This window comes from Ochrobactrum sp. C6C9 (assembly GCF_022627935.1).
Lineage (GTDB): Bacteria > Pseudomonadota > Alphaproteobacteria > Rhizobiales > Rhizobiaceae > Brucella > Brucella teleogrylli.
Map to the genome: position 1 here is coordinate 71176 of NZ_JABXGB010000006.1, position 19917 is coordinate 91092.

Here is a 19917-nt window from a genome sequence, read left to right on the forward strand (position 1 = left end):
GGTGCGTTCTGGACCGTCTAAATCGCGAAGCTTGTGCCACAACCGCAAGAGGCGGTCGCATTCGGATTGCGGATCTGGAACGATTGTCCCATCAGATCGTCAACGAAATCGATTTCCGAGCCGTCCATATAAGGAACCGAGATCGAATCGATCAGCACCTTCGCGCCGAGCTTTTCGATGACGATGTCGTCGTCGGTCTGTTCGTCGACGAGGTCGTATTTGTAGGAAAAACCGGAGCAGCCGCCACCCTCGACAGAAACGCGCAGCGCGGTCTTGTCCGGTTCGGAATTGAGAATTTTAGCGATCCGCTTTGCGGCGGAATCGGAAACGGTAATGCCTGTCATCGGTCTCATCCGTTTGCAGTTGCTGGGCTGGAGCGTGATTTTCCCCTGCTGCCCATTATCGCAGACTTGCCTTCATATTCCTCTGATAGCTATGAACGCTACCGATAGAAGTCAATGTTTGGTGTAATCATATTACAGTGAAGGATGCATCGCAATGTCGCTGGAAGGAATAGGCTTTGGTTATCGCGAACGCGCGCCCTATGCCTGCGATCCGGCCTCAAGCCGTGGACGACTGGTGCTGGAACCGGAAAGCCCGACGCGCACACCGTTCCAGCGTGATCGCGACCGCATCATCCATTCCAACGCTTTCCGTCGCTTGAAGCACAAAACGCAGGTTTTTATTGCGCATGAGGGCGATCATTACCGCACGCGGCTGACGCATACGATTGAAGTGGCGCAGATTGCGCGCGCGCTGGCCCGTGCGTTGCGGCTGGATGAAGACCTCGCCGAAGCGGTCGCACTCGTACATGATTTCGGCCATACGCCCTTTGGCCATACCGGCGAGGACGCGCTCAACGAGCGCATGAAGGATTATGGCGGCTTCGATCACAATGCCCAGTCTCTGCGCATCGTCACCAAGCTTGAGCATCGTTATGCGGATTTCGACGGTCTCAACCTGTCCTGGGAGACGCTGGAAGGTCTGGTGAAGCATAATGGTCCGCTGGTCGGGCCGCATGCCGTGCATTCGGATGAGCCAGTGCCGCAGCCAATTCTGGACTTCAACGAACGCTACGATCTCGAATTGGGCCGTTTTGCCAGCCTGGAGGCACAATGCGCGGCGATTGCCGACGACATCGCCTATAATGCCCATGATATTGATGACGGCCTGCGCGCGGGCCTGCTGACGCTCGACGCGCTGGACGAAGTGCCCCTGACGAAGCGGCTGCTTGATGTGGTGCGCGGACGCTATCCCAATCTCGATGCGGTGCGCACCGGCCACGAACTGGTCCGCAGGCAGATCACCATCATGGTTGAGGATGTGATTGCCGAGGCGCAGCGTCGGCTTGCTGTCACGCAGCCGCAAAGCCTTGCCGATATTCATAACCAGTCCCGGTCGCTGGTGACGTTTTCGCCGACGATGCGTGACGAGGAAAAGGTGCTGAAGCGGTTTTTGTTCAAAAACCTCTATTTCCATGACAGCGTGGTGGTGCGTCGGCAGGCGGCGGACAAAATTGTGCAGGACCTTTTCGATGCCTGTTTTGCCGATCCGTCGATCATGCCGCCCGAGTGGCAATCGGGCTGCGAAACGCTGGATATCCCGTCGCGCGCGCGCCGTGTGGCCGACTATCTGGCGGGGATGACTGACAATTTTGCCGTGCGCGAACACCGACGATTGTTTGACCATACCCCCGATTTAGCTTAATCGGGGCCAAACGAAGTGCTGGCGAGGCTGAAAAGGCCCCTGCAACACAACTATCTAATGGAACGAGCCGACTCCGGAATACGCAAGTCACAACGCCGGACGACAGCCTGACAGGACAGACCATGAATATCTTCGCAGATTTCGACGCACGTATCAAAAAGACGTTGCAAGATATTGATCTGAAACCGAAAGATGGCGGTGAACTCGATCTTTCGCGCGTGGGTGTCGAGCCGCCGCGCGATGCGACCCATGGCGATATCGCGACCAATGCGGCCATGGTTCTTTCCAAGGCCGTGGGGCAGAACCCGCGCGAACTTGCGGTGCGTATCGCCGAAGCCTTGAAGAACGACGAGGATGTTGAAACAGTCGATGTTGCCGGTCCGGGCTTCATCAATCTGCGTCTGAAGGCCAGCTACTGGCAGCGCGAGCTTGCCGCGATGCTCAATGAAGGCACGGATTTTGGTCGGTCCAAGCTTGGCGCAGGCAATAAGGTTAATGTCGAATATGTATCGGCCAACCCGACCGGCCCGATGCATGTCGGTCATTGCCGTGGCGCCGTTGTCGGCGACGTTTTGGCCAACCTGCTGAAATTTGCGGGCTACGACGTCGTCAAGGAATATTACATCAACGATGCGGGCTCGCAGATCGACGTGCTCGCAAACTCCGTTATGTTGCGTTATCGCGAAGCGCTGGGCGAAATCATCGGTGAAATTCCAGCAGGTCTCTATCCGGGCGATTATCTCGTGCCGGTGGGGCAGGCGCTTGCCAAGGAATATGGCACCAAGCTTCTGGAAATGCCGGAGACGGAAGCACTGGCTATCGTCAAGGAAACCACGATCAATGCCATGATGGCGATGATCCGCGCCGATCTCGAAGCGTTGAACGTCCATCATGATGTGTTCTTTTCCGAACGCCAGTTGCATGCTGACCATGCGCGGGCGATTCGCAATGCAATCAACGATCTGACGTTGAAGGGCCATGTCTACAAGGGCAAGATTCCGCCCCCGAAGGGCCAGTTGCCGGAAGATTGGGAAGATCGCGAACAGACCCTGTTCCGCTCGACCGAAGTGGGTGACGATATCGATCGTCCGCTGATGAAGTCTGACGGTTCCTTCACCTATTTTGCGGCGGACGTTGCCTATTTCAAGGACAAATACGACCGCGGCTTCAACGAGATGATCTATGTGCTGGGCGCCGATCATGGCGGCTATGTGAAGCGCCTTGAAGCTGTCGCGCGTGCCGTTTCCGACGGCAAGGCAAAGCTCACGGCGCTGATCTGCCAGCTGGTGAAACTCTACCGCAACGGCGAGCCGGTGCGCATGTCGAAGCGTTCGGGCGAATTCATCACCCTGCGCGATGTCGTGGACGAAGTGGGCCGCGATCCGGTGCGTTTCATGATGCTTTACCGGAAAAACGATGCCTCGCTCGATTTCGATTTTGCGAAGGTGACGGAACAGTCCAAGGACAATCCGGTGTTCTACGTGCAGTATGCATCGGCGCGTTCGCACTCGGTTTTCCGTCAGGCTGCCGACCAGCTGGGTCTCGCTGATCTGGATCGTGTGGCGATGGCCGCCCAGTTCGACAAGCTGACCGACGAGAGCGAAATCGCACTCGTCCGCAAGCTTGCAGAATATCCGCGTTTGATCGAAGCAGCGGCGATCCATCAGGAGCCGCATCGTCTGGCTTTTTACCTGTTTGATCTTGCCAGCGCGTTCCATTCGCAATGGAATAAGGGCACAGAGAACCCGGACTTACGTTTTATTAAGGTTAACGATCCAGACTTGTCATTAGCCAGGCTAGGGCTGGTACAGGTTGTTTCCGATGTGCTGACGTCAGGTTTGACGATCATCGGGGCTGATGCTCCGACGGAAATGCGCTAGGACTGATCGACTGATCGAGGGTTCGTTAAGTCAAACGAAGCTTTCGGGTGCAGACGATTAAGTCTAACGAGAAAGGACCGGGATGAACCGAAGGTGTTGGTTTATCCCGTTCTGGTCTTTCGGTGCAGGAAACTACCGTCAACTTTTGCCCACATTGCCTCGCTAATAAGCAATGTAAGGTGACGTCTTGCGGCGTCCAGGGTTTGAGTTAGGAACACACCATGACGGACAGCAGTGCAAATCCCCGTAATTACGGCGAGCGTCCGCTGCACGAAGACGATCCGCTGATGGAACTGTCGCGAATCGTGGACTTTGGCGCGCCTCAAGGTGATCATTCCGCTTGGAACGAGCGCCGATCGCAAGATGAACTGGCGCGTGAGCGAGCGGAGCCTGGCTTCGATGCGTCGCTAGACCTTGAGCGCGAGCTTCTCGGCGACTTCGACGATTACGCACCGGCGGCCAGCCAGAGCCAGCCTGTGGAGCCCGAGTCCGAGGCCGCTCAGGAGCAGCGCTACAGCGCGCAGTATTATCGCGGTGCCGAACCGCTGGTGCATGAAGACGAACTTGCTTCGGCTCTTGAGGAAGAACTCGACCTGCATCTGGATAGCGGTGCATCCGTTCTTGCGCCTGAACTGGACGACTTCGAAGATATCGAACGGACTGAACCCGTTCAGCAGTTCGATTATGCCGATTATTCGAGCGCCCGCGATTCGTATGGCGATCCTTATGCGGCGCAGAACTCGGCCTATGATAATCGCGAATCGCTGGATAGTGCGCGTGGAAGCCATGCGACCGAAGCCGGTGCATTTGATCCGACGATTTATCAGCCGGCTATCGAGCCGCACGAAGAATCCTATTTGACCCAGACTGCGCAAAGCCGCGACTGGGAAGTACAGGCCGTTGAGCCTGCTACGCCGTCTTATGATGTCGAGCCTGCGCATCAGTCCTTGTCGCTTGAGGACGAACTGGAAAACCTGCTGTTCGGTGATGAGCCACAGCCCCAATCCGCAAATGACAGCGCTTATGGCTACCAGCCGGAGCCGGTATCCTATGCTCCGCAGACCCCAGCTTACGAGCCGGAACAGGCCGTGTCCTACGCGTCCGCGCAGGATCATGCCTATGCGGGCGAGGAAGCAGCCGAGCCTGCATTTGACGATCTCGAGCTCGACGAACTGCAACTGGATGAGCAGACCTTTGAAGAACCGCATCAGCCGGTAGCTGCCGCGCCGGTGCACGAAGCTGTCGCGCGCACGGAGCCATCCGGTTATCCCTATTACACCCGTGGCAACTTTGCTTCAGGCATTGCTGCGCAAATGCCAGTGACGGCAGCGCAGCCGGTTGGTCAGGCGGAAGCGCCTTACGCCGCCTTCCCGGGTTCGGAACAAGCTTCGAACGAAGTTGCAGCGCAAGACGACGATTTTTCGTTCGATGATGATTTCTCCTTCGACGCACCAGCTTTCTCCGCAGCGACCGCAGCGGAAGGCACCGATGACGATCTGTCCGACCTTGATGAGCTGAGCCTGACCGAAGACGATTTCGGTTTCGAGCCTTCGGGTGATTATTCCGAATCGGAACCGCTCAAGGCGACCGATGAAGAACTGCTTGGCGGTGATGATTTCTTCAACGAAGACGATCTTGATCTGGTCGGCGTTGAAAACAGCGCAGCCGCGCCTGCCTATGCGCATGCGGTGCTGTCGGACGAGGATTATCGTCCGTCCACATCGATGCCGCATTTTGCCAGCGCGCAGCAGGCTGCCAGCGCACCCGCACCGGATGTGGAAACGCTGAGCGTTGCCGAAAACAAGGTTGAGCAGACCCATTCGCTGGATCTGCCGGAAGTTAATTACGGTGAAGAGGAAACCGCTGCCGGTCTTGGTGATCTCGAAGCTGAATTTGCCGAGGTCTTCAATACGGTTGGCGTCGATGAGCTGAACACCCCATCGGAAGCGCAGAGCGAAGCCGACAAAGCCTTTGAGGATATTTTCCGCGAAAGCGCATCCAGCTATCTGCCGAACGCCGGTGTTGCCGCAGGTGCTGCGGCGGCGGGACTTGGTGCTGCTGTTGCTGCATCTGCCGCAAGCTCCTATGGTCACCCGCAGCCACGCCAGACCGGCCAGTATAATGCAGGCGAGCAGGCTGGCAGCGAGGATGATTTCTACAATCACTGGGCTGCTCAGGGCGCACAGACCGTTGAAGGTGGTGACTATGGCGCGCGTGCCGCCATGCAGCCGGAAGACGATCTTGGCAAGGCTTCCGAAGCCTATCGCAATCGTCCGGTACGCGGTCGTCGCGGCTTGATTCTGGCAAGTGTTGCCGGTGCAGTCGTGTTGCTCGGCGGTATCGGATATCACTTCATGGGCGGCGGCTCAGAAGAGCCGGTCGTTATTCGTGCCGACACGCAGCCGATCAAGATGCAGCCGGAAAACCCAGGCGGCGCAACGGTGCCGAACCAGGACAAGGCGGTCTATGACCGTGTGGCAGGCACCTTGCCGAACAATCCGGAACAGAAATCACTGATCACCTCAGGCGAGGAGCCGGTTGATATTTCCGGAACGGACGACAATGAAGCCATGACGGATACGCCGGATTCGTCGGCTGAAAACAGTCAGGCCAATACCGGTAATCAGAACGCGCAGGAAAATGCGCCTTTGATCCAGCCGCGTGAAGTTGAAACGATGATCGTTCGCCCCGATGGCACGATCATGCAGCCGGAATCGCCCGCACCGCAGACGGCCAACAACACCCCCCAGCCTTCGGAACAGCCTTCCGCTCCGGTGGGTGGTGACGAAATCGCGGCAATTGCTTCGGGCAACTCCGTGCCGGAATCTTCGGCACCTGCGCCGCAGGCCCCGCAGCCCGCCGCGCCAGCCCCTGTTGGTCAGGCGCCGGTTGCAGAAACGCCGCGCCTTCCAGCTCGCGCTCCGGTTGTCCCGTCGCGCCCGGCTGAACAGCCGGTCAATATCGTGGGCAATGTTCCGCAGCGCACGCAGACACAAGCGCCTGCCGCTGCTGCTCCGGCGGCCAATCAGCAGGTTGCATCGGCAGCCGGTGCCGGTGGATATTTCATCCAGATCGCATCACAGCCTTCAGCCGAACTGGCGCAGAAGTCCTATTCCAACATGGCGCAGAAATACGCCAATGTGATCGGCGGACGCGGCGTGGATATCAAGCGCGCCGACATTCCGGGCAAGGGCACCTACTACCGTGTCCGCGTTCAGGCGGGTTCGCGTGACGATGCCAACGCGCTCTGCGGACGGTTGAAGTCGGCTGGGGGCAGCTGCCTTGTAACGCGGTAAGCCACGGGAATAGACAGGAACAGGGCGGCTTGAGGCCGCCCTTTTCATATGCACTATCAAGTGCATGGAATTTTCGTTAGAACAAATTTCTAATTTGCGGAAAAGACGAGGGATATTCGCATGAAACAGTGCAAGGCCTGGATTGCCGGTGTTTCGGGGACAAAACTTACACCGGATGAAGTTGCCTTTTTCCGCGATGAGAGGCCTTGGGGCTTTATCTTGTTCGCGCGCAATGTCGAAAGTCTTGAACAGGTTGCCGAACTGACCGCGCATATGCGCGAGGTGACGGGGCGCGATCAGACGCCGGTTTTCATAGATCAGGAAGGCGGGCGCGTGCAGCGCCTGCGTCCGCCGCTTGTGCAGAACTATCCCTCTGCTGGAGAGATTGGAGCGATCTATACGCGTGACCGCGAAGCGGGCCTGCGCGCCGCATGGCTGCATGCGCGTCTGCACGCCTTCGATCTTTTGAAGGTTGGCGTCACCTCCGACTGCCTGCCGGTGCTCGATGTCCCCGTCGAGGGCGCAAATGATGTGATCGGCGCCCGCGCTTATTCCAAGAATCCGCATGCGGTGGCTGAATTGGGCCGTGCCGCTGCCGAGGGCTTGCTGGCGGGCGGCGTATTGCCGGTCATGAAGCATATGCCGGGCCATGGCCGCGCCTTTGCGGATACGCATAAGGAACTGGCCCGGGTGAACGCGCCATTGAGCGAATTGCTGGCGCATGATTTCGTGCCGTTCAAGGCGTTGAATGATCTACCGATGGCGATGACGGCGCATGTCGTATTCGACGCACTCGATCCGCAGCGTCCATCGACCCTGTCGCCGACCGTGATCAACACGATCATCCGTCAGGTGATTGAGTTCGATGGCCTCATCATGAGCGACGATATTTCGATGAAAGCGCTCTCCGGTGAACTTGGCGATATCGCTGGGGGCATCACCGGAGCAGGCTGCGATATCGTGCTTTATTGCGCAGGCGTGATGGAGGAACTGGTTCAGGTCGCCGCCCGCGTGCCGGTCCTTGAAGGCAAGTCGAAGCGTCGCGCTGATCTGGCCGAAGTCTACGCCGGTGATCCGGACCTTTCGGATGAAGATGAACTGCGCGCAGAATTCAATGGTATGTTCGAAGCGATAGCGTAATCGTTAAAACTTGGTAAACTGCAAAGATGCGTTGCCCGGCTTGTCCGGGCAGCGTGATTGACGACTGCGCATCGAGAGGCAAGCGGTTTGGCGGCATCAGGAACGAACACGGACGGAAAAGACGGCACGCTCGTGCCGATGGATTCGCTGTGGCAAAGCGATGCCGAACGGGCTCAAAGCGAGCCGTCCTTGCTGATCGACGTGCAGGGCTTTGAAGGTCCGCTCGATCTTCTGCTGCATCTGGCGCGCAACCAGCGTGTTGATCTGGCGCGTATTTCCGTTCTGGCGCTGGCCGAGCAATATCTCGAATTCGTGGAGCAGGCCCGGGCGTTCCGGCTGGAGCTGGCCGCCGATTATCTCGTGATGGCGGCGTGGCTCGCTTATCTGAAATCCAAGCTGCTGATTCCAAAGCAGCAAGGGGATGATGGCGAGACCGGCGAAGAACTTGCAGCATCCCTGCAATTTCGCCTGAAACGGCTGGAAGCGATGCGCGATGCAGCAGCCGCCTTGGTCAATCGCAGCCGGCTGGGGCGCGATGTCTTCGCGCGCGGCATGCCGGAAGTGGTGATGGTCGATCGCGCCAGCCAGTTTTCTGCCTCGCTATACGATCTTCTGACGGCTTACGCTTCCCAAAGGCAGCGGCAAGCCGTGACGAATGTGCAGATTACCAAGCGTGCCGTCTGGTCGTTGAAAGAAGCCCGTTTCGCATTGGTGCGCCTGATGGGTGGCGATATCGGCGACTGGATTTCGCTCGACCGTTTTCTCATCGACTATGCGCTGTCGCCGCAGGAAAGGGCGTCGGCGCTCGCAAGCTCCTTTGCCGCCAGTCTGGAACTGGTGCGTGAAGGCAAGCTTGAAGTTCGCCAGAATGCGCCGTTCGAGCCGATTTATATGCGGGCCAAGCCCGGTTTAAGCGAATTTGACGAGGACGAGGATGTCTGAGGCCGAACGCCCGCTGACGGAATTCGAGATGGATGATGAATTTGAGGAAGCACAGCTTCCGGCAAATGGACTGGCCGATCTGGCGCGCATCGTCGAGGCGATCATTTTTGCTTCCGCCGAACCGGTGTCGGAGCGCGCGCTGCAGGAACGCCTGCCACCAAGAGCCGAGCTTGCTCCGATCTTGCAGCATCTCCAGAAAGTCTATGAGTCGCGTGGGGTGCATCTGGTGCAGGTCGGTGCGGCCTGGGCGTTCCGTACCGCGCCCGATCTCGCTTTCCTGATGAGCCGTGAGGCGGTGCAGCAGCGCAAACTGTCGCGAGCTGCAATGGAAGTGCTGGCGATCATTGCGTATCACCAGCCGGTCACGCGCGCTGAACTCGAAGATATTCGAGGTGTCGAAACCTCGAAAGGCACGCTGGACGTGTTGATGGAAACCGGCTGGATCAAGCTGCGCGGGCGTCGCCGCACGCCGGGCCGTCCGGTCACCTATGGCACGACGGAATCGTTTCTCGACCACTTCGGGTTGCCGGAAATCCGCGATCTTCCGGGTCTGGAAGAATTGCGCGGGGCAGGGCTTCTTTCATCCCGCATGCCTTCAAGTTTTGCTGTTCCGGTGCCGAATATCGATCCGGATGAGCTGACCGACGAAGAAGAGCCGCTCGAGGATATCGATCTTGAAGGCCTCGGCCTGCTGGCTCCTAAAGGGTGAAATAGGCCCAATCTCGTCATGATCCACAATTCGCTGCACATAAAGAGGACACATGCGACGAATAAAATCGTCACATCTGCCTTCACAGCTATACTTCCGTTTGAAAGATTGCTTGAAAGCGCTTAAATCACTATCGAGATTGCAGGAACAGGCTGCGTTTAAGCAGCGATGAGAGGAATGAAATGGGTAGCTTTTCCATCTGGCACTGGCTGATCGTTCTGGCGGTTGTGCTGCTTCTTTTTGGCCGCGGCAAGATTCCCGAGCTGATGGGCGATGTTGCCAAGGGCATCAAGAACTTCAAGCAGGGCATGAACGACGAAGACGCTGCCAAGGACGCTGGGGATGACGGTCGCACGATCGACGCCAAGGCGGAAGAAACCGTCAACACCGTCAAGAAAACCACCAAGTCCTGATCTATCGGATCAAGAATGCTGCGTATCGCGATGGATACGCAGCATGTTTGTCATCTGTAAAAGTGCGGTTTTCCGCCGAAAGACGGGACACGCGCGCATTGCGCGGGGTATAAAATGCTCGATGTCGGTTGGTCTGAATTGCTGGTCATTGCGATCGTGATGATCGTTGTCGTCGGCCCCAAGGATTTGCCGAAGATGCTTAGAGCCTTCGGTAAGGCGACGGCGCGCATGCGCGCGACAGCCAACGAGTTTCGCAACCAGTTCAACGAAGCCTTGAAAGAGGCGGAACTGGAAGACGTCAAGAATATCATCGACGAAACACGCAAGCTCGATCCGCGCTCCAAGCTGACGCAGGTTTTCGATCCGATTCGAAGTGCAGGCGAAGACCTGAAATCGAGCATCAAATCCTCGACCTCCATGTCGCCTGCGGCGCCTGACAAGGTTGCGGAAGTGACCACACCGGTCGATTTGAGCGGCGCGCCTGTTCCTGTATCTGCGCCGGTTCAGGCAGACACTGCCCCGGAAAAGCCTGCCAAGGCTGCGCGGGCGCCCCGCAAAACGGCGGCAAAAGCTGCGCCAGCGGCACCGAAGGTGACAAAGGCCAAGGCCGAGACGGCAAAGCCTGCGGTCGCGAAACCTGCTGCTGTCAAAAAGCCTGCTGCAAAACCGGCTGCGGTGAAATCCGCGGCAAAGAAAGCGGCGGATACAGCAAAGCCAGCCGCCGATAAGGCGGTTGCTCCTGCCAAAAAGACCACCAAGAAGACAGGAACCAAAGCGTGACCCGTGACGAGGATGAAATCGAGCAGAGTGCTGCACCTTTGCTTGAACACCTGATCGAACTGCGCCGCCGCCTCATTTGGGCAATCCTGGCATTTTTCGTGGCATTCGTGTTCTGCTTTGCCTTCGCAAAGCATCTCTTCAATCTGCTTGTGGTGCCTTATCAATGGGCCATCGACTGGGCAGGCATGGACCGCTCCAAGGCCGAGCTGATCTATACCGCACCGCAGGAGTTCTTCTTCACGCAGGTGAAGGTGGCGATGTTCGGCGGTATTGTGCTCGCATTCCCGATCATCGCAGCGCAGATCTACAAGTTTGTAGCGCCGGGGCTTTATAAGCACGAGCGTATGGCGTTCCTGCCATTCCTCATTGCATCGCCGCTTCTGTTCCTGCTGGGCGGCGCGCTCGTTTATTTCTTCTTCACCCCGATGGTGATGTGGTTCTTCCTGGCCATGCAGCAGACGGGCGGCGCGGGGGAAGTGCAGATTTCGCTTCTGCCGAAGGTCTCGGAATATCTGAGCCTCATCATGACGCTCATTTTCGCTTTCGGTCTGGTTTTCCAGTTGCCGGTCATCACCAGCCTCATGGCGCGTGTTGGTCTGGTGACTTCGGCGGGCCTCAAAGACAAGCGTAAATATGCGATTGTGATCGCCTTCGTCGTGGCCGCCGTTCTGACGCCGCCCGATCCGGCGAGCCAGATCGGTCTTGCCTTGCCGACGATCCTTCTCTACGAGATTTCCATTATCGTGGCTCGTATGATCGAGAAGAAACGCGACGAAGCAGAGAACGCAAAAGAAGCTGAAAACGACGCTTCTTCCTCCTGATCGTAGACTACGATTTCCGCTGGCCGCAGCTTTTGCGGCCCGCTTGTACTCAAATTTCACGAAACGGCTTTTCCCATGCTCGACATCAAATGGATTCGCGAAAACCCTGAAGACCTCGATAAGGCGCTTGCAAAGCGCGGGGCAGGGCCGCTCTCGTCCGAACTGATCGCGCTCGACGAAAAGCGCCGCGAAAATGTCGGCAAGGTTCAGGCCGCACAGGAACGTCGCAATGCCGCTTCGAAGGAAATCGGCAAGGCGATGGCTGAAAAAGACACCGCCACCGCCGATAAGCTGAAAGCGGAAGTAAACGAGCTCAAGAATTTCCTCGCTCACGCTGAGGAAGAAGAGCGTCGGCTGGTCAAGGAATTGAACGACGCGCTGTCGACAATACCGAATGTTCCGCTTGGCGATGTGCCGCTTGGCAGGGACGAAGCCGACAATGTCGAGGTTCGCCGCGTCGGCAATCAGCGCAATTTCTCCTTCCAGCCAAAGGAGCATTATGAGCTGGGCGAAGCGCTCGGCATGATGGATTTCGAACGCGCCGCGAAAATCGCCGGTGCGCGCTTCACGATTCTGAAGGGCGGTCTGGCGCGTCTTGAGCGTGCGCTTGGTCAGTTCATGCTCGACCTCCACACGACGCAGCATGGCTACATCGAAACCATGCCGCCTTTGATGGTGCGCGATGAGGCCGTTTATGGCACCGGCCAGCTGCCGAAATTCTCGGAAGACCTGTTCCGCACCACGGATGGGCGCTGGCTGATTCCGACGGCGGAAGTGCCGCTGACCAATCTGGTCGCCGACGAAATCGTCGATGTGAAGACCCTGCCGCAGCGCTACACCGCGCTGACGCCTTGCTTCCGTTCGGAAGCCGGTTCCGCCGGGCGCGATACGCGCGGCATGTTGCGCCAGCACCAGTTCCTGAAAGTGGAAATGGTGTCGATCACCGATGCAGAAAGCTCGATTGCCGAACATGAGCGCATGACGGCTTGCGCCGAAGAAGTGCTGAAGCGTCTTGGACTGCCTTTCCGCACCGTCGTGCTTTGCACCGGCGATATGGGCTTTGGCGCGCAGAAGACCTACGATATCGAGGTCTGGCTTCCAGGTCAGAACACCTATCGCGAAATCTCCAGCTGCTCGGTCTGCGGTGATTTCCAGGGTCGACGTATGAATTCCCGCTATCGCCCGGAGGGCGAGAAGTCCACGCGCTTCGTCCACACCCTCAACGGGTCTGGCGTTGCTGTCGGTCGCGCGCTCATAGCCGTCATGGAAAATTACCAGCAGGAAGATGGCAGCATTCATATTCCTGAAGCATTGCAGCCATACATGGGCGGCCTCACGCGCATTGAAAAGGCTGCGTGATTCAGGATCTCAATAACTAAAGCAGGAGTGAAGACGTGCGAATTTTGCTGACGAACGATGATGGTATCCACGCTGAAGGCCTCGCAGTTCTGGAGCGAATCGCACGACAGCTCTCGGATGATGTCTGGGTGGTTGCGCCGGAAACCGACCAGAGCGGTCTGGCGCATTCGCTGACCTTGTCGGAGCCGCTGCGCCTGCGCCAGATTGACGATACCCATTTCGCACTGCGCGGCACGCCGACCGATTGCGTCATCATGGGCGTCCGTCATGTGCTGCCGGGTGCGCCGGACCTCATCCTGTCCGGCGTCAATTCCGGTGCGAATATCGCAGACGACGTGACCTATTCGGGCACCGTGGCCGGTGCGATGGAAGGAACGCTGCTCGGCATTCGCTCCATCGCCCTGTCGCAGGAATATGATTATGAAGGCGACCGCCGGATCGTTCCTTGGGAAACGGCTGAAGCGCACGCGCCAGACCTCATCCGCAAGCTGGTCGCAGCCGGTTGGCCGGAAGGCGTTCTGCTGAACCTCAATTTCCCGAATTGCGGTGCGGATGAAGTGCAGGGCACACGCGTGACGGCGCAGGGCAAGCTCAGCCATGATGCGCGTCTCGACGAGCGCCGCGACGGTCGCGGTTTTCCGTATTTCTGGCTGCGGTTCGGTCGCGGCAAAGCTCCGGTCGCCGACGACAGCGATCTGGCCGCCATCCGCTCCGACTGCATCTCGGTCACGCCGTTGCACCTCGACCTGACGGCGCATAAGATTCGTGCAGAACTGAGCTCTGCGCTTGGTCTTGAAGCTTGAAGCGGGGGGAAGCATGAGGCAGGCAACGTCTGAGCGGCCAAGGCTTTCGGACCGGGAAGGATTTGCATCCTTCGTCTTGCGCATGCGCGCGCGCGGCATTGATGATCCGCGCCTCTTTGCAGCCATTGAAGCAACCCCACGCCAGAGCTTTCTTGCTTCGGCGTGGTCGCATCTGGCTTATAGCACCCGCACGGCGCCACTCGATTGCGGCGAATATATCGAAGGCATTGACGATCAGGCGCGTGTGCTAGCCGCGCTCAAGCTGGAACCCGGCCATCGCGTGCTGGAAATCGGCACGGGATCGGGCTTTACCGCCGCTGTCATGTCATTGCTGTCCGGTCGTGTGACGACCGTAGAGCGCTACCGCAAACTCTGCGACCATGCCTTGCAGCAGTTCGTCTCGCTCAAGCGTGAGAACATCATGGTCAAGCATGCCGATGGACGGCATGGCATGCCGGGCGGGCCGTTCGACCGAATCATTCTCTGGCTGGCTTGCGAGGAAGTGCCGCGTCATTTCGTGGAGCTGCTCGCAACGCATGGGGTTCTCATCACGCCGATTGGTCCCGGTGACGGCGAACAGATCGTGACGCGAATCTCGAAGGTTGGCAGCCGTTTCGAGCAGGAAAACCTGATGGCTGTTCGTTATCAGCCCTTCATTGAAGGCGTTTCGTCGGTTCTCTGAAGATTAATATTTTCCAATCTACCCGTCATGTGTTTCAGTGCCCACCGATGATGGCCGCGCGCCAATGCGGGCTTATGGTGTTTAATTGGTGAATCTTTTTCCAAAGTTGGGCCGTTCTTAACCAGCGAGTAACATTAACGCGCTTTAATCGTCTTACTGAGTTTCGAGTATGGACGAGTTGAACATGCGTTTCCCAATTTTGCATCATACGTCCGAACGTCTCCTGCGGAATGTCGCAATTGTTCTGATTGCCGGCTTTGGAGCCGGGTGCAGTTCCGATACGATGCGTTTCACAGACGGCATCTTTACCGGTTCGACGTCCAATCAGCGCGTTGCGCAACAGCCCGCAGGCGATGTTTATGCGTCCGCCCCAATAGCGCCAGCCCCGCGGCTTTCCAGCGGAACGGTACAGCGCAATTCCCTTCCGGCGCCTTCTGCGGTGTCTTCCGCTCCGATGGCGGCACCGGTCGCCGCAGCGCGCCAGTCGGTTCAGGCACCAGTCGCTGCGGCATCAACGCAGATGCAGAACCAGGTTGGTCAGGCCCGCGATATGGCGGCCAATCAGGTCAATGGCGCAGAGACCCGCGTGGCAAGCGCTGCCACGACGACCCATAATGCCGTGAACGGCACGAAGGAAAAGGTTCTGGGCCAGCTTCCGGCAACGCCGGGGCAGGGTGCCCCGCGCCCGACGGACAACAACATAGCTGTTGTCCCCGCAGTCCCTTCGGTTAACGGCAAGAAATCTGCTGCCGCAACCGATCTGGCATCGGCTGGCGCGAACACGGCAACGCCGCCTGCACCAAAGGGCGGCTATACGGTCCAGAGCGGCGATTCGCTGTTCTCTATCGCACAGAAGCACAACGTTCCGGTTGACGACCTGAAGAAGGCCAACGGCCTGTCTAACGGCGCAATCCGCGTCGGCCAGACGCTGGTGATCCCGGCAGCCGGTGCTGCTGCTGTAACGCAAGTTGCCGCTGTAACACCACAGCCCGCAAGCCCTGCCAAGGCTGTTGCCGCAGCGCCGGAAACAGCTGGAAGCGTCAAGCCTTACACGCCGCCGCAGGCGAGCAACAAGGTGATCGAGGATGCCGAGAAGGATCAGGCCGCAGCGCCTTCTTCCACCGGTATTTCCCAGATGCGCTGGCCGGTTCGCGGTCGTATTCTGGCGAGCTTTGGCCAGCGTGAAGGCACCGCTGTCAGCGATGGCATCGATATCATGGTTCCGGAAGGAACCTCGGTTAAGGCCGCTGAAAACGGCGTCGTCATCTATGCTGGCGACGGTTTGAAGGAATTCGGTCAGACGGTTCTGATCCGTCACGACAACGGTCTTGTCACGGTCTATGGCCATAACAGCCAGATACTGGTGCAGCGCGGCCAGAAGGTTCGTCGTGGCGAAGATATCGCAAAGTCCGGCATGAGCGGCAATGCGAAGTCGCCGAAGCTGCACTTTGAAGTGCGCAAGAATTCCTCGCCGGTCAATCCTTCCAAATATCTGGAAAGCTGATTGCGCTGAGAGATGCAAACGAAAAGGCGGGCTGAAAAGCCCGCCTTTTTCTATTCTTACATTGCAACGCCGAGGCGGCCAGCAAGGTCCTGAACATATTGCCAGGCCACGCGCCCCGAGCGGTTACCGCGCGTGGTCGACCATTCCAGTGCTTCCGCGTGAAGCTTGGCTTGGTCGTAGTTCAGTTTGAAATGGTCTGCATAGCCGTCAACCATGGCGAGATAATCGTCTTGGCTGCACTTATGGAAGCCGAGCCAAAGGCCGAAACGATCCGACAGCGAGACTTTTTCTTCAATCGCTTCCGACGGGTTGATCGCCGTGGAACGCTCGTTGTCGATCATGTCTCGCGGCATGAGGTGGCGGCGGTTCGATGTTGCATAGAAGATCACATTGCCCGGACGGCCCTCGACGCCGCCTTCGAGCGCGGCTTTGAGCGACTTATAAGACGTGTCGTCATGGTCGAAGGAAAGGTCGTCGCAGAACAGGATGAAGCGATATTCCGTATCCTTGATCATGTTCATCAGCGTCGGCAGGCTGTCGATATCCTCGCGATGGATTTCGATCAGCTTAAGCGGCTTCTGGGACTTGAGTTCGGCGTTAACGCTGGCCTGCGCGGCCTTCACCAGCGAGGATTTGCCCATGCCGCGTGCGCCCCATAGCAAAACGTTGTTTGCCGGATAGCCATTTGCGAAGCGGCGGGTATTGTCTACAAGCTGGTCGCGCACCAAATCTACGCCACGGATCAGGGAGATATCCACGCGGTTAACCCGCTTCACCGGATCAAGCGTCAATCGTTCCGGCGCCCAGACAAAACAGTCTGCGGCGTCGAGGTCCGGCGTTTTGGCTTCTGGTGGTGCGATACGTTCGAGCGCGGCGATCAAACGGTCCAGTTTCTGGCTGAGTATGTCTTCGGTCGTCATTTCCATGCCCCTAGTGGTGTCTGAACGGCTTAACATGTCACAGCGGAGGCGAAAAGTGTGCGACCTTGGCGCAGGCGGGATGATCGTCGGTTGCATTTGGCGCGCCAACCATTGTAATGCCCTTAACAAATTGTCTTTGAGACTTCAGAGGAGTTCCTAATGTTCGTAACACCGGCTTTCGCTCAAGCACCTGGCGGCGGCGCTTTTGGCCCAGACATGCTCATGAGCATCCTGCCGTTCATCCTGATCTTCGTCATCATGTATTTCCTCATCATCCGCCCGCAGCGGACCCAGATGAAGAAGCGTCAGGAAATGCTGAACGCAGTGCGCCGTGGCGATACGGTTGTCACCGGCGGCGGCATCGTCGGCAAGGTGCAGAAGGTCGTCGACGACAATGAAGTCGAAGTCGAAATCGCCGAAGGCGTTCGCATCAAGGTTCTGCGCAGCACCCTGATGGATGTGCGCGTCAAGGGCGAACCAGTCGCCGATAATAAGAACAAGTGATCTCTTTTTGAGATGATACGGGCTCCGGTAAGCATTCACTAACCGGAGCCCGTGCAATATTCGGTCGGCGCGACCTTTGTATGCGCGCATGACCCAAGGCCGGAGAGCGGTGCGCATTCGTACCCCGGCATGCCCTATCCAGGCCAAAACGGGCCAAGCTGAAACGGAATTGCTGCTCTATGCTCTATTTTTCACGCTGGAAATCGGCCCTGATCTGGTTGGCGGTTCTCGTCAGCTTTGTCATCGCTTCCCCTAATTTTTTCTCGCGTGAAACGCTGGCGAATCTGCCCGGTTTCCTGCCGAAGAAGCAGGTCGCCCTCGGCCTTGATCTTTCCGGCGGCTCCCGCCTTGTTCTGCAGGTTCAAAATGCAGGCCGCAACGATCTGGAACACAGTGCCGAGATCATGCGGCAGCGGCTGGAGGAACTGGGTTACGGTCGTCCCGTTGTGGAAACCGAAGCGCGCAACCAGATTCGCGTCGAAGTTCCGGGCCTTTACGATGCGCAGCTTCTGAAAGACATTCTGAGTATTCGCGGCGATCTATCATTCCACGCTGTGGATGATTCCGTTTCGCCGGACGATGCCATTCGCGGCGCGCCCCCGGTGGGCAGCGAAGTCGTCTATTCCTATGACGATCCGCCGGTGGGTTATCTCGTCAAGAAACAGCCCGTTCTCACCGGCGCGAATATCACCGACGCGAAGGCCACGCTTTCTTCCGATGATAATGAACCGGTTATTACCCTGACCCTTGATGACGCGGGCCGCAAAGGTCTGGCAGAGCTGACCGCCAATGCGACGGGCAAGAGCTTTGCCATCGTGGTCGATAATCAGGTCGTGTCTGCGCCGGTCATCAGCGAGCCACTCGATACAAACGAATTGCAGATTTCTGGCGCCTTCGATTTGCAGGCTGCCAACAATATGGCCGTGGTTCTGCGTTCCGGCACGTTGCCACAGGCTGTGACCGTGCTTGAAGAGCGCACCATCGCCTCGGCACTTGGCGAGGATTATGCCAGCGCCGCCGTGACGGCTGCACTTCTCGCCGCTCTTCTGGTCGGCCTGTTCATGGTGCTGTCCTATGGCGTTCTTGGCGTCATCGCGATGGTGGCGCTTGTAGTCAATATCATCATCCTGACTGCGGTGATGTCGCTGATCGGCGCTTCCATCAGCCTCGCCAGCGTTGCAGGTCTCGTGCTGATCATCGGCATGGCGGTTGATGCGAATATTCTGATCTATGAACGCGTGCGCGAAGATCGCCGCAAGGGCTATTCCGTTGTTCAGGCGATGGAATCCGGTTTCTACCGCGCTCTGTCGACCATCATCGACGCCAATCTGACAACACTCATTGCCGCATTGGTTCTGTTCCTGCTCGGTTCCGGCACGGTGCATGGCTTTGCTCTGACCGTCGCGGTTGGTATTGGCACGACGCTGTTCACCACGCTGACTTTTACCCGACTGCTGATCGCCCAATGGGTGCGCACGGCAAAGCCGAAGGAAGTGCCGAAGCGTCGTCTCAAGCTTGTGCCGACGGTGACGCATATTCCGTTCATGCGCCTTCAATTCATTACGCTCGGCATCTCCGTGCTGGCCTGCGCCATCGTGGTGGCGCTGTTTGTAAATATCGGCTTCAACTACGGCATCGATTTCCGTGGCGGCTCAATGGTCGAGCTTCAGGCGCGCAGCGGTGACGCCAATCTGGAAGATATTCAGGACCGTCTCTCCGAACTGAATATCGATAGCGCCCGCGTTCTGCCCGCCAAATCAGCGCGCTCGGCGCTTGTGATCATCGGCAGCCAGGAAGTCGGCGACGATGCCGAACAGACGGTGGCTGTAAAACTGCGCGGTGAGTTCGAACAGGATTATTCGTTCCAGCGTGTGGAAGTGGTCGGCCCGACGGTTTCCGAACAGCTGTCGCGCGCCGGTATTCTGGCCGTTGTCCTGTCGCTAATCGGCATTTTCATCTATGTCTGGGTGCGGTTCCGGTGGCAACTGGCGCTTGGCGCCGTGCTATCGACCCTGCATGACGTGGTTATTCTCGCAGGCATGTTCATTGTCTTCCGCATGGAATTCAATCTGTGGAGCGTCGCGGCAATCCTGACGATCATCGGCTATTCGCTGAACGATACGGTCGTGATTTATGACCGCGTTCGCGAAAACCTGCGCCGCTACAGCAGCGCGCCGCTGCCTGCGATCATCGATGCCTCGATCAACCAGACCCTGTCGCGTACCTTGCTGACGTCTTTCGTGACGTTCCTCGCGCATATTCCGCTTTACGCCTTTGGCGGCGCGGATATCCGCATGTTTGCGCTGGCGCTCAGCGTCGGCATTATTGTGGCGAGCTATTCGTCGATCTTCATCGCCGCACCGCTGCTGGTTCAGTTTGGACTGAAGCCGCGCGGGCCTGAGCAGGATGAGGAAATGGGCGACGAACTTGCACAGTCGCTCAATCTGGAAAGCTGAG

The 19917-nt window shown here is 58.0% G+C and carries 17 protein-coding genes; 15 read left to right on the forward strand and 2 right to left on the reverse strand.

The window, feature by feature from the left end:
• Positions 1 to 17: 17 nt before the first annotated feature.
• Entirely contained in the window at positions 18 to 344 is a 327-nt protein-coding gene (gene erpA, locus HWD97_RS06450; protein WP_078338486.1) for an iron-sulfur cluster insertion protein ErpA, read from the reverse strand.
• 154 nt (positions 345 to 498) lie between these two features.
• Here erpA and HWD97_RS06455 point away from each other — a divergent pair, with 154 nt between their 5' ends.
• The 13 genes from HWD97_RS06455 to dipM all read left to right on the forward strand — a co-directional run bounded on the left by HWD97_RS06455 (position 499) and on the right by dipM (position 16036).
• A complete protein-coding gene (locus HWD97_RS06455) occupies positions 499 to 1707 on the forward strand; it encodes a deoxyguanosinetriphosphate triphosphohydrolase (RefSeq protein ID WP_109368854.1) in 1209 nt (402 codons plus the stop codon).
• A 122-nt stretch (positions 1708 to 1829) separates the two neighbouring features.
• The gene (argS, locus tag HWD97_RS06460) at positions 1830 to 3587 is read left to right on the forward strand and encodes an arginine--tRNA ligase (protein ID WP_109368855.1); all 1758 of its coding nucleotides are present in this window, start codon (positions 1830 to 1832) and stop codon (positions 3585 to 3587) included.
• Between the two features lie 221 nt (positions 3588 to 3808).
• Entirely contained in the window at positions 3809 to 6883 is a 3075-nt protein-coding gene (locus tag HWD97_RS06465) for an SPOR domain-containing protein (RefSeq protein ID WP_371834884.1), read from the forward strand.
• Positions 6884 to 7003: 120 nt separating this feature from the next.
• A complete protein-coding gene (gene nagZ, locus HWD97_RS06470; protein ID WP_109368857.1) occupies positions 7004 to 8023 on the forward strand; it encodes a beta-N-acetylhexosaminidase in 1020 nt (339 codons plus the stop codon).
• An 87-nt stretch (positions 8024 to 8110) separates the two neighbouring features.
• On the forward strand, positions 8111 to 8965 hold the full coding sequence (locus HWD97_RS06475) for a ScpA family protein (RefSeq protein WP_109368858.1): 855 nt from the start codon (positions 8111 to 8113) through the stop codon (positions 8963 to 8965).
• Positions 8958 to 9674, forward strand: a complete 717-nt coding sequence (gene scpB, locus HWD97_RS06480; protein WP_109368859.1) for an SMC-Scp complex subunit ScpB — start codon at positions 8958 to 8960, stop codon at positions 9672 to 9674. The genes HWD97_RS06475 and scpB overlap by 8 nt, the downstream gene beginning before the upstream one ends.
• Positions 9675 to 9856: 182 nt before the next feature.
• Positions 9857 to 10087 (forward strand): twin-arginine translocase TatA/TatE family subunit, encoded by a 231-nt coding sequence (locus HWD97_RS06485; RefSeq protein WP_109368860.1) that lies wholly within the window; start codon positions 9857 to 9859, stop codon positions 10085 to 10087.
• A gap of 114 nt (positions 10088 to 10201) precedes the next feature.
• Positions 10202 to 10867, forward strand: coding sequence for a Sec-independent protein translocase protein TatB (tatB, locus tag HWD97_RS06490; protein WP_109368861.1), 666 nt, complete (start codon positions 10202 to 10204; stop codon positions 10865 to 10867).
• Positions 10864 to 11688, forward strand: a complete 825-nt coding sequence (tatC, locus tag HWD97_RS06495) for a twin-arginine translocase subunit TatC (RefSeq protein ID WP_109368862.1) — start codon at positions 10864 to 10866, stop codon at positions 11686 to 11688. The genes tatB and tatC overlap by 4 nt, the downstream gene beginning before the upstream one ends.
• Before the next feature lie 75 nt (positions 11689 to 11763).
• Positions 11764 to 13047, forward strand: coding sequence for a serine--tRNA ligase (serS, locus tag HWD97_RS06500; protein ID WP_109368863.1), 1284 nt, complete (start codon positions 11764 to 11766; stop codon positions 13045 to 13047).
• Positions 13048 to 13082: 35 nt separating this feature from the next.
• Positions 13083 to 13850, forward strand: coding sequence for a 5'/3'-nucleotidase SurE (gene surE / locus HWD97_RS06505; RefSeq protein ID WP_109368864.1), 768 nt, complete (start codon positions 13083 to 13085; stop codon positions 13848 to 13850).
• Positions 13851 to 13863: 13 nt separating this feature from the next.
• Positions 13864 to 14532, forward strand: a complete 669-nt coding sequence (locus HWD97_RS06510) for a protein-L-isoaspartate(D-aspartate) O-methyltransferase (RefSeq protein ID WP_109368865.1) — start codon at positions 13864 to 13866, stop codon at positions 14530 to 14532.
• A 169-nt stretch (positions 14533 to 14701) separates the two neighbouring features.
• A complete protein-coding gene (gene dipM / locus HWD97_RS06515; RefSeq protein WP_109368866.1) occupies positions 14702 to 16036 on the forward strand; it encodes a cell division endopeptidase DipM in 1335 nt (444 codons plus the stop codon).
• Positions 16037 to 16092: 56 nt separating this feature from the next.
• On the opposite strand, the gene HWD97_RS06520 is transcribed toward dipM, so the two are convergent.
• A complete protein-coding gene (locus tag HWD97_RS06520; RefSeq protein WP_181376085.1) occupies positions 16093 to 16956 on the reverse strand; it encodes an ATP-binding protein in 864 nt (287 codons plus the stop codon).
• A gap of 159 nt (positions 16957 to 17115) precedes the next feature.
• On the opposite strand from HWD97_RS06520, the gene yajC reads away from it, so the two are divergent.
• Positions 17116 to 17460 carry a preprotein translocase subunit YajC gene (gene yajC, locus HWD97_RS06525; RefSeq protein WP_109368868.1) on the forward strand — a complete coding sequence of 115 codons (345 nt, stop codon included), beginning with the start codon at positions 17116 to 17118 and terminating at the stop codon, positions 17458 to 17460.
• 179 nt (positions 17461 to 17639) lie between these two features.
• The gene (gene secDF / locus HWD97_RS06530; RefSeq protein WP_109368869.1) at positions 17640 to 19916 is read left to right on the forward strand and encodes a protein translocase subunit SecDF; all 2277 of its coding nucleotides are present in this window, start codon (positions 17640 to 17642) and stop codon (positions 19914 to 19916) included.
• Position 19917 lies beyond the last annotated feature (1 nt).

Excerpts from the sequence above, each read along its gene's own strand:
- erpA (WP_078338486.1), bottom strand. The coding sequence starts at position 344 with ATGACAGGCATTACCGTTTCCGATTCCGCCGCAAAGCGGATCGCTAAA.
- HWD97_RS06455 (WP_109368854.1), top strand. The coding sequence starts at position 499 with ATGTCGCTGGAAGGAATAGGCTTTGGTTATCGCGAACGCGCGCCCTAT.
- argS (WP_109368855.1), top strand. The coding sequence starts at position 1,830 with ATGAATATCTTCGCAGATTTCGACGCACGTATCAAAAAGACGTTGCAA.
- HWD97_RS06465 (WP_371834884.1), top strand. The coding sequence starts at position 3,809 with ATGACGGACAGCAGTGCAAATCCCCGTAATTACGGCGAGCGTCCGCTG.
- nagZ (WP_109368857.1), top strand. The coding sequence starts at position 7,004 with ATGAAACAGTGCAAGGCCTGGATTGCCGGTGTTTCGGGGACAAAACTT.
- scpB (WP_109368859.1), top strand. The coding sequence starts at position 8,958 with ATGTCTGAGGCCGAACGCCCGCTGACGGAATTCGAGATGGATGATGAA.
- HWD97_RS06485 (WP_109368860.1), top strand. The coding sequence starts at position 9,857 with ATGGGTAGCTTTTCCATCTGGCACTGGCTGATCGTTCTGGCGGTTGTG.
- tatB (WP_109368861.1), top strand. The coding sequence starts at position 10,202 with ATGCTCGATGTCGGTTGGTCTGAATTGCTGGTCATTGCGATCGTGATG.
- serS (WP_109368863.1), top strand. The coding sequence starts at position 11,764 with ATGCTCGACATCAAATGGATTCGCGAAAACCCTGAAGACCTCGATAAG.
- HWD97_RS06510 (WP_109368865.1), top strand. The coding sequence starts at position 13,864 with ATGAGGCAGGCAACGTCTGAGCGGCCAAGGCTTTCGGACCGGGAAGGA.
- dipM (WP_109368866.1), top strand. The coding sequence starts at position 14,702 with ATGGACGAGTTGAACATGCGTTTCCCAATTTTGCATCATACGTCCGAA.
- HWD97_RS06520 (WP_181376085.1), bottom strand. The coding sequence starts at position 16,956 with ATGACGACCGAAGACATACTCAGCCAGAAACTGGACCGTTTGATCGCC.
- yajC (WP_109368868.1), top strand. The coding sequence starts at position 17,116 with ATGTTCGTAACACCGGCTTTCGCTCAAGCACCTGGCGGCGGCGCTTTT.
- secDF (WP_109368869.1), top strand. The coding sequence starts at position 17,640 with ATGCTCTATTTTTCACGCTGGAAATCGGCCCTGATCTGGTTGGCGGTT.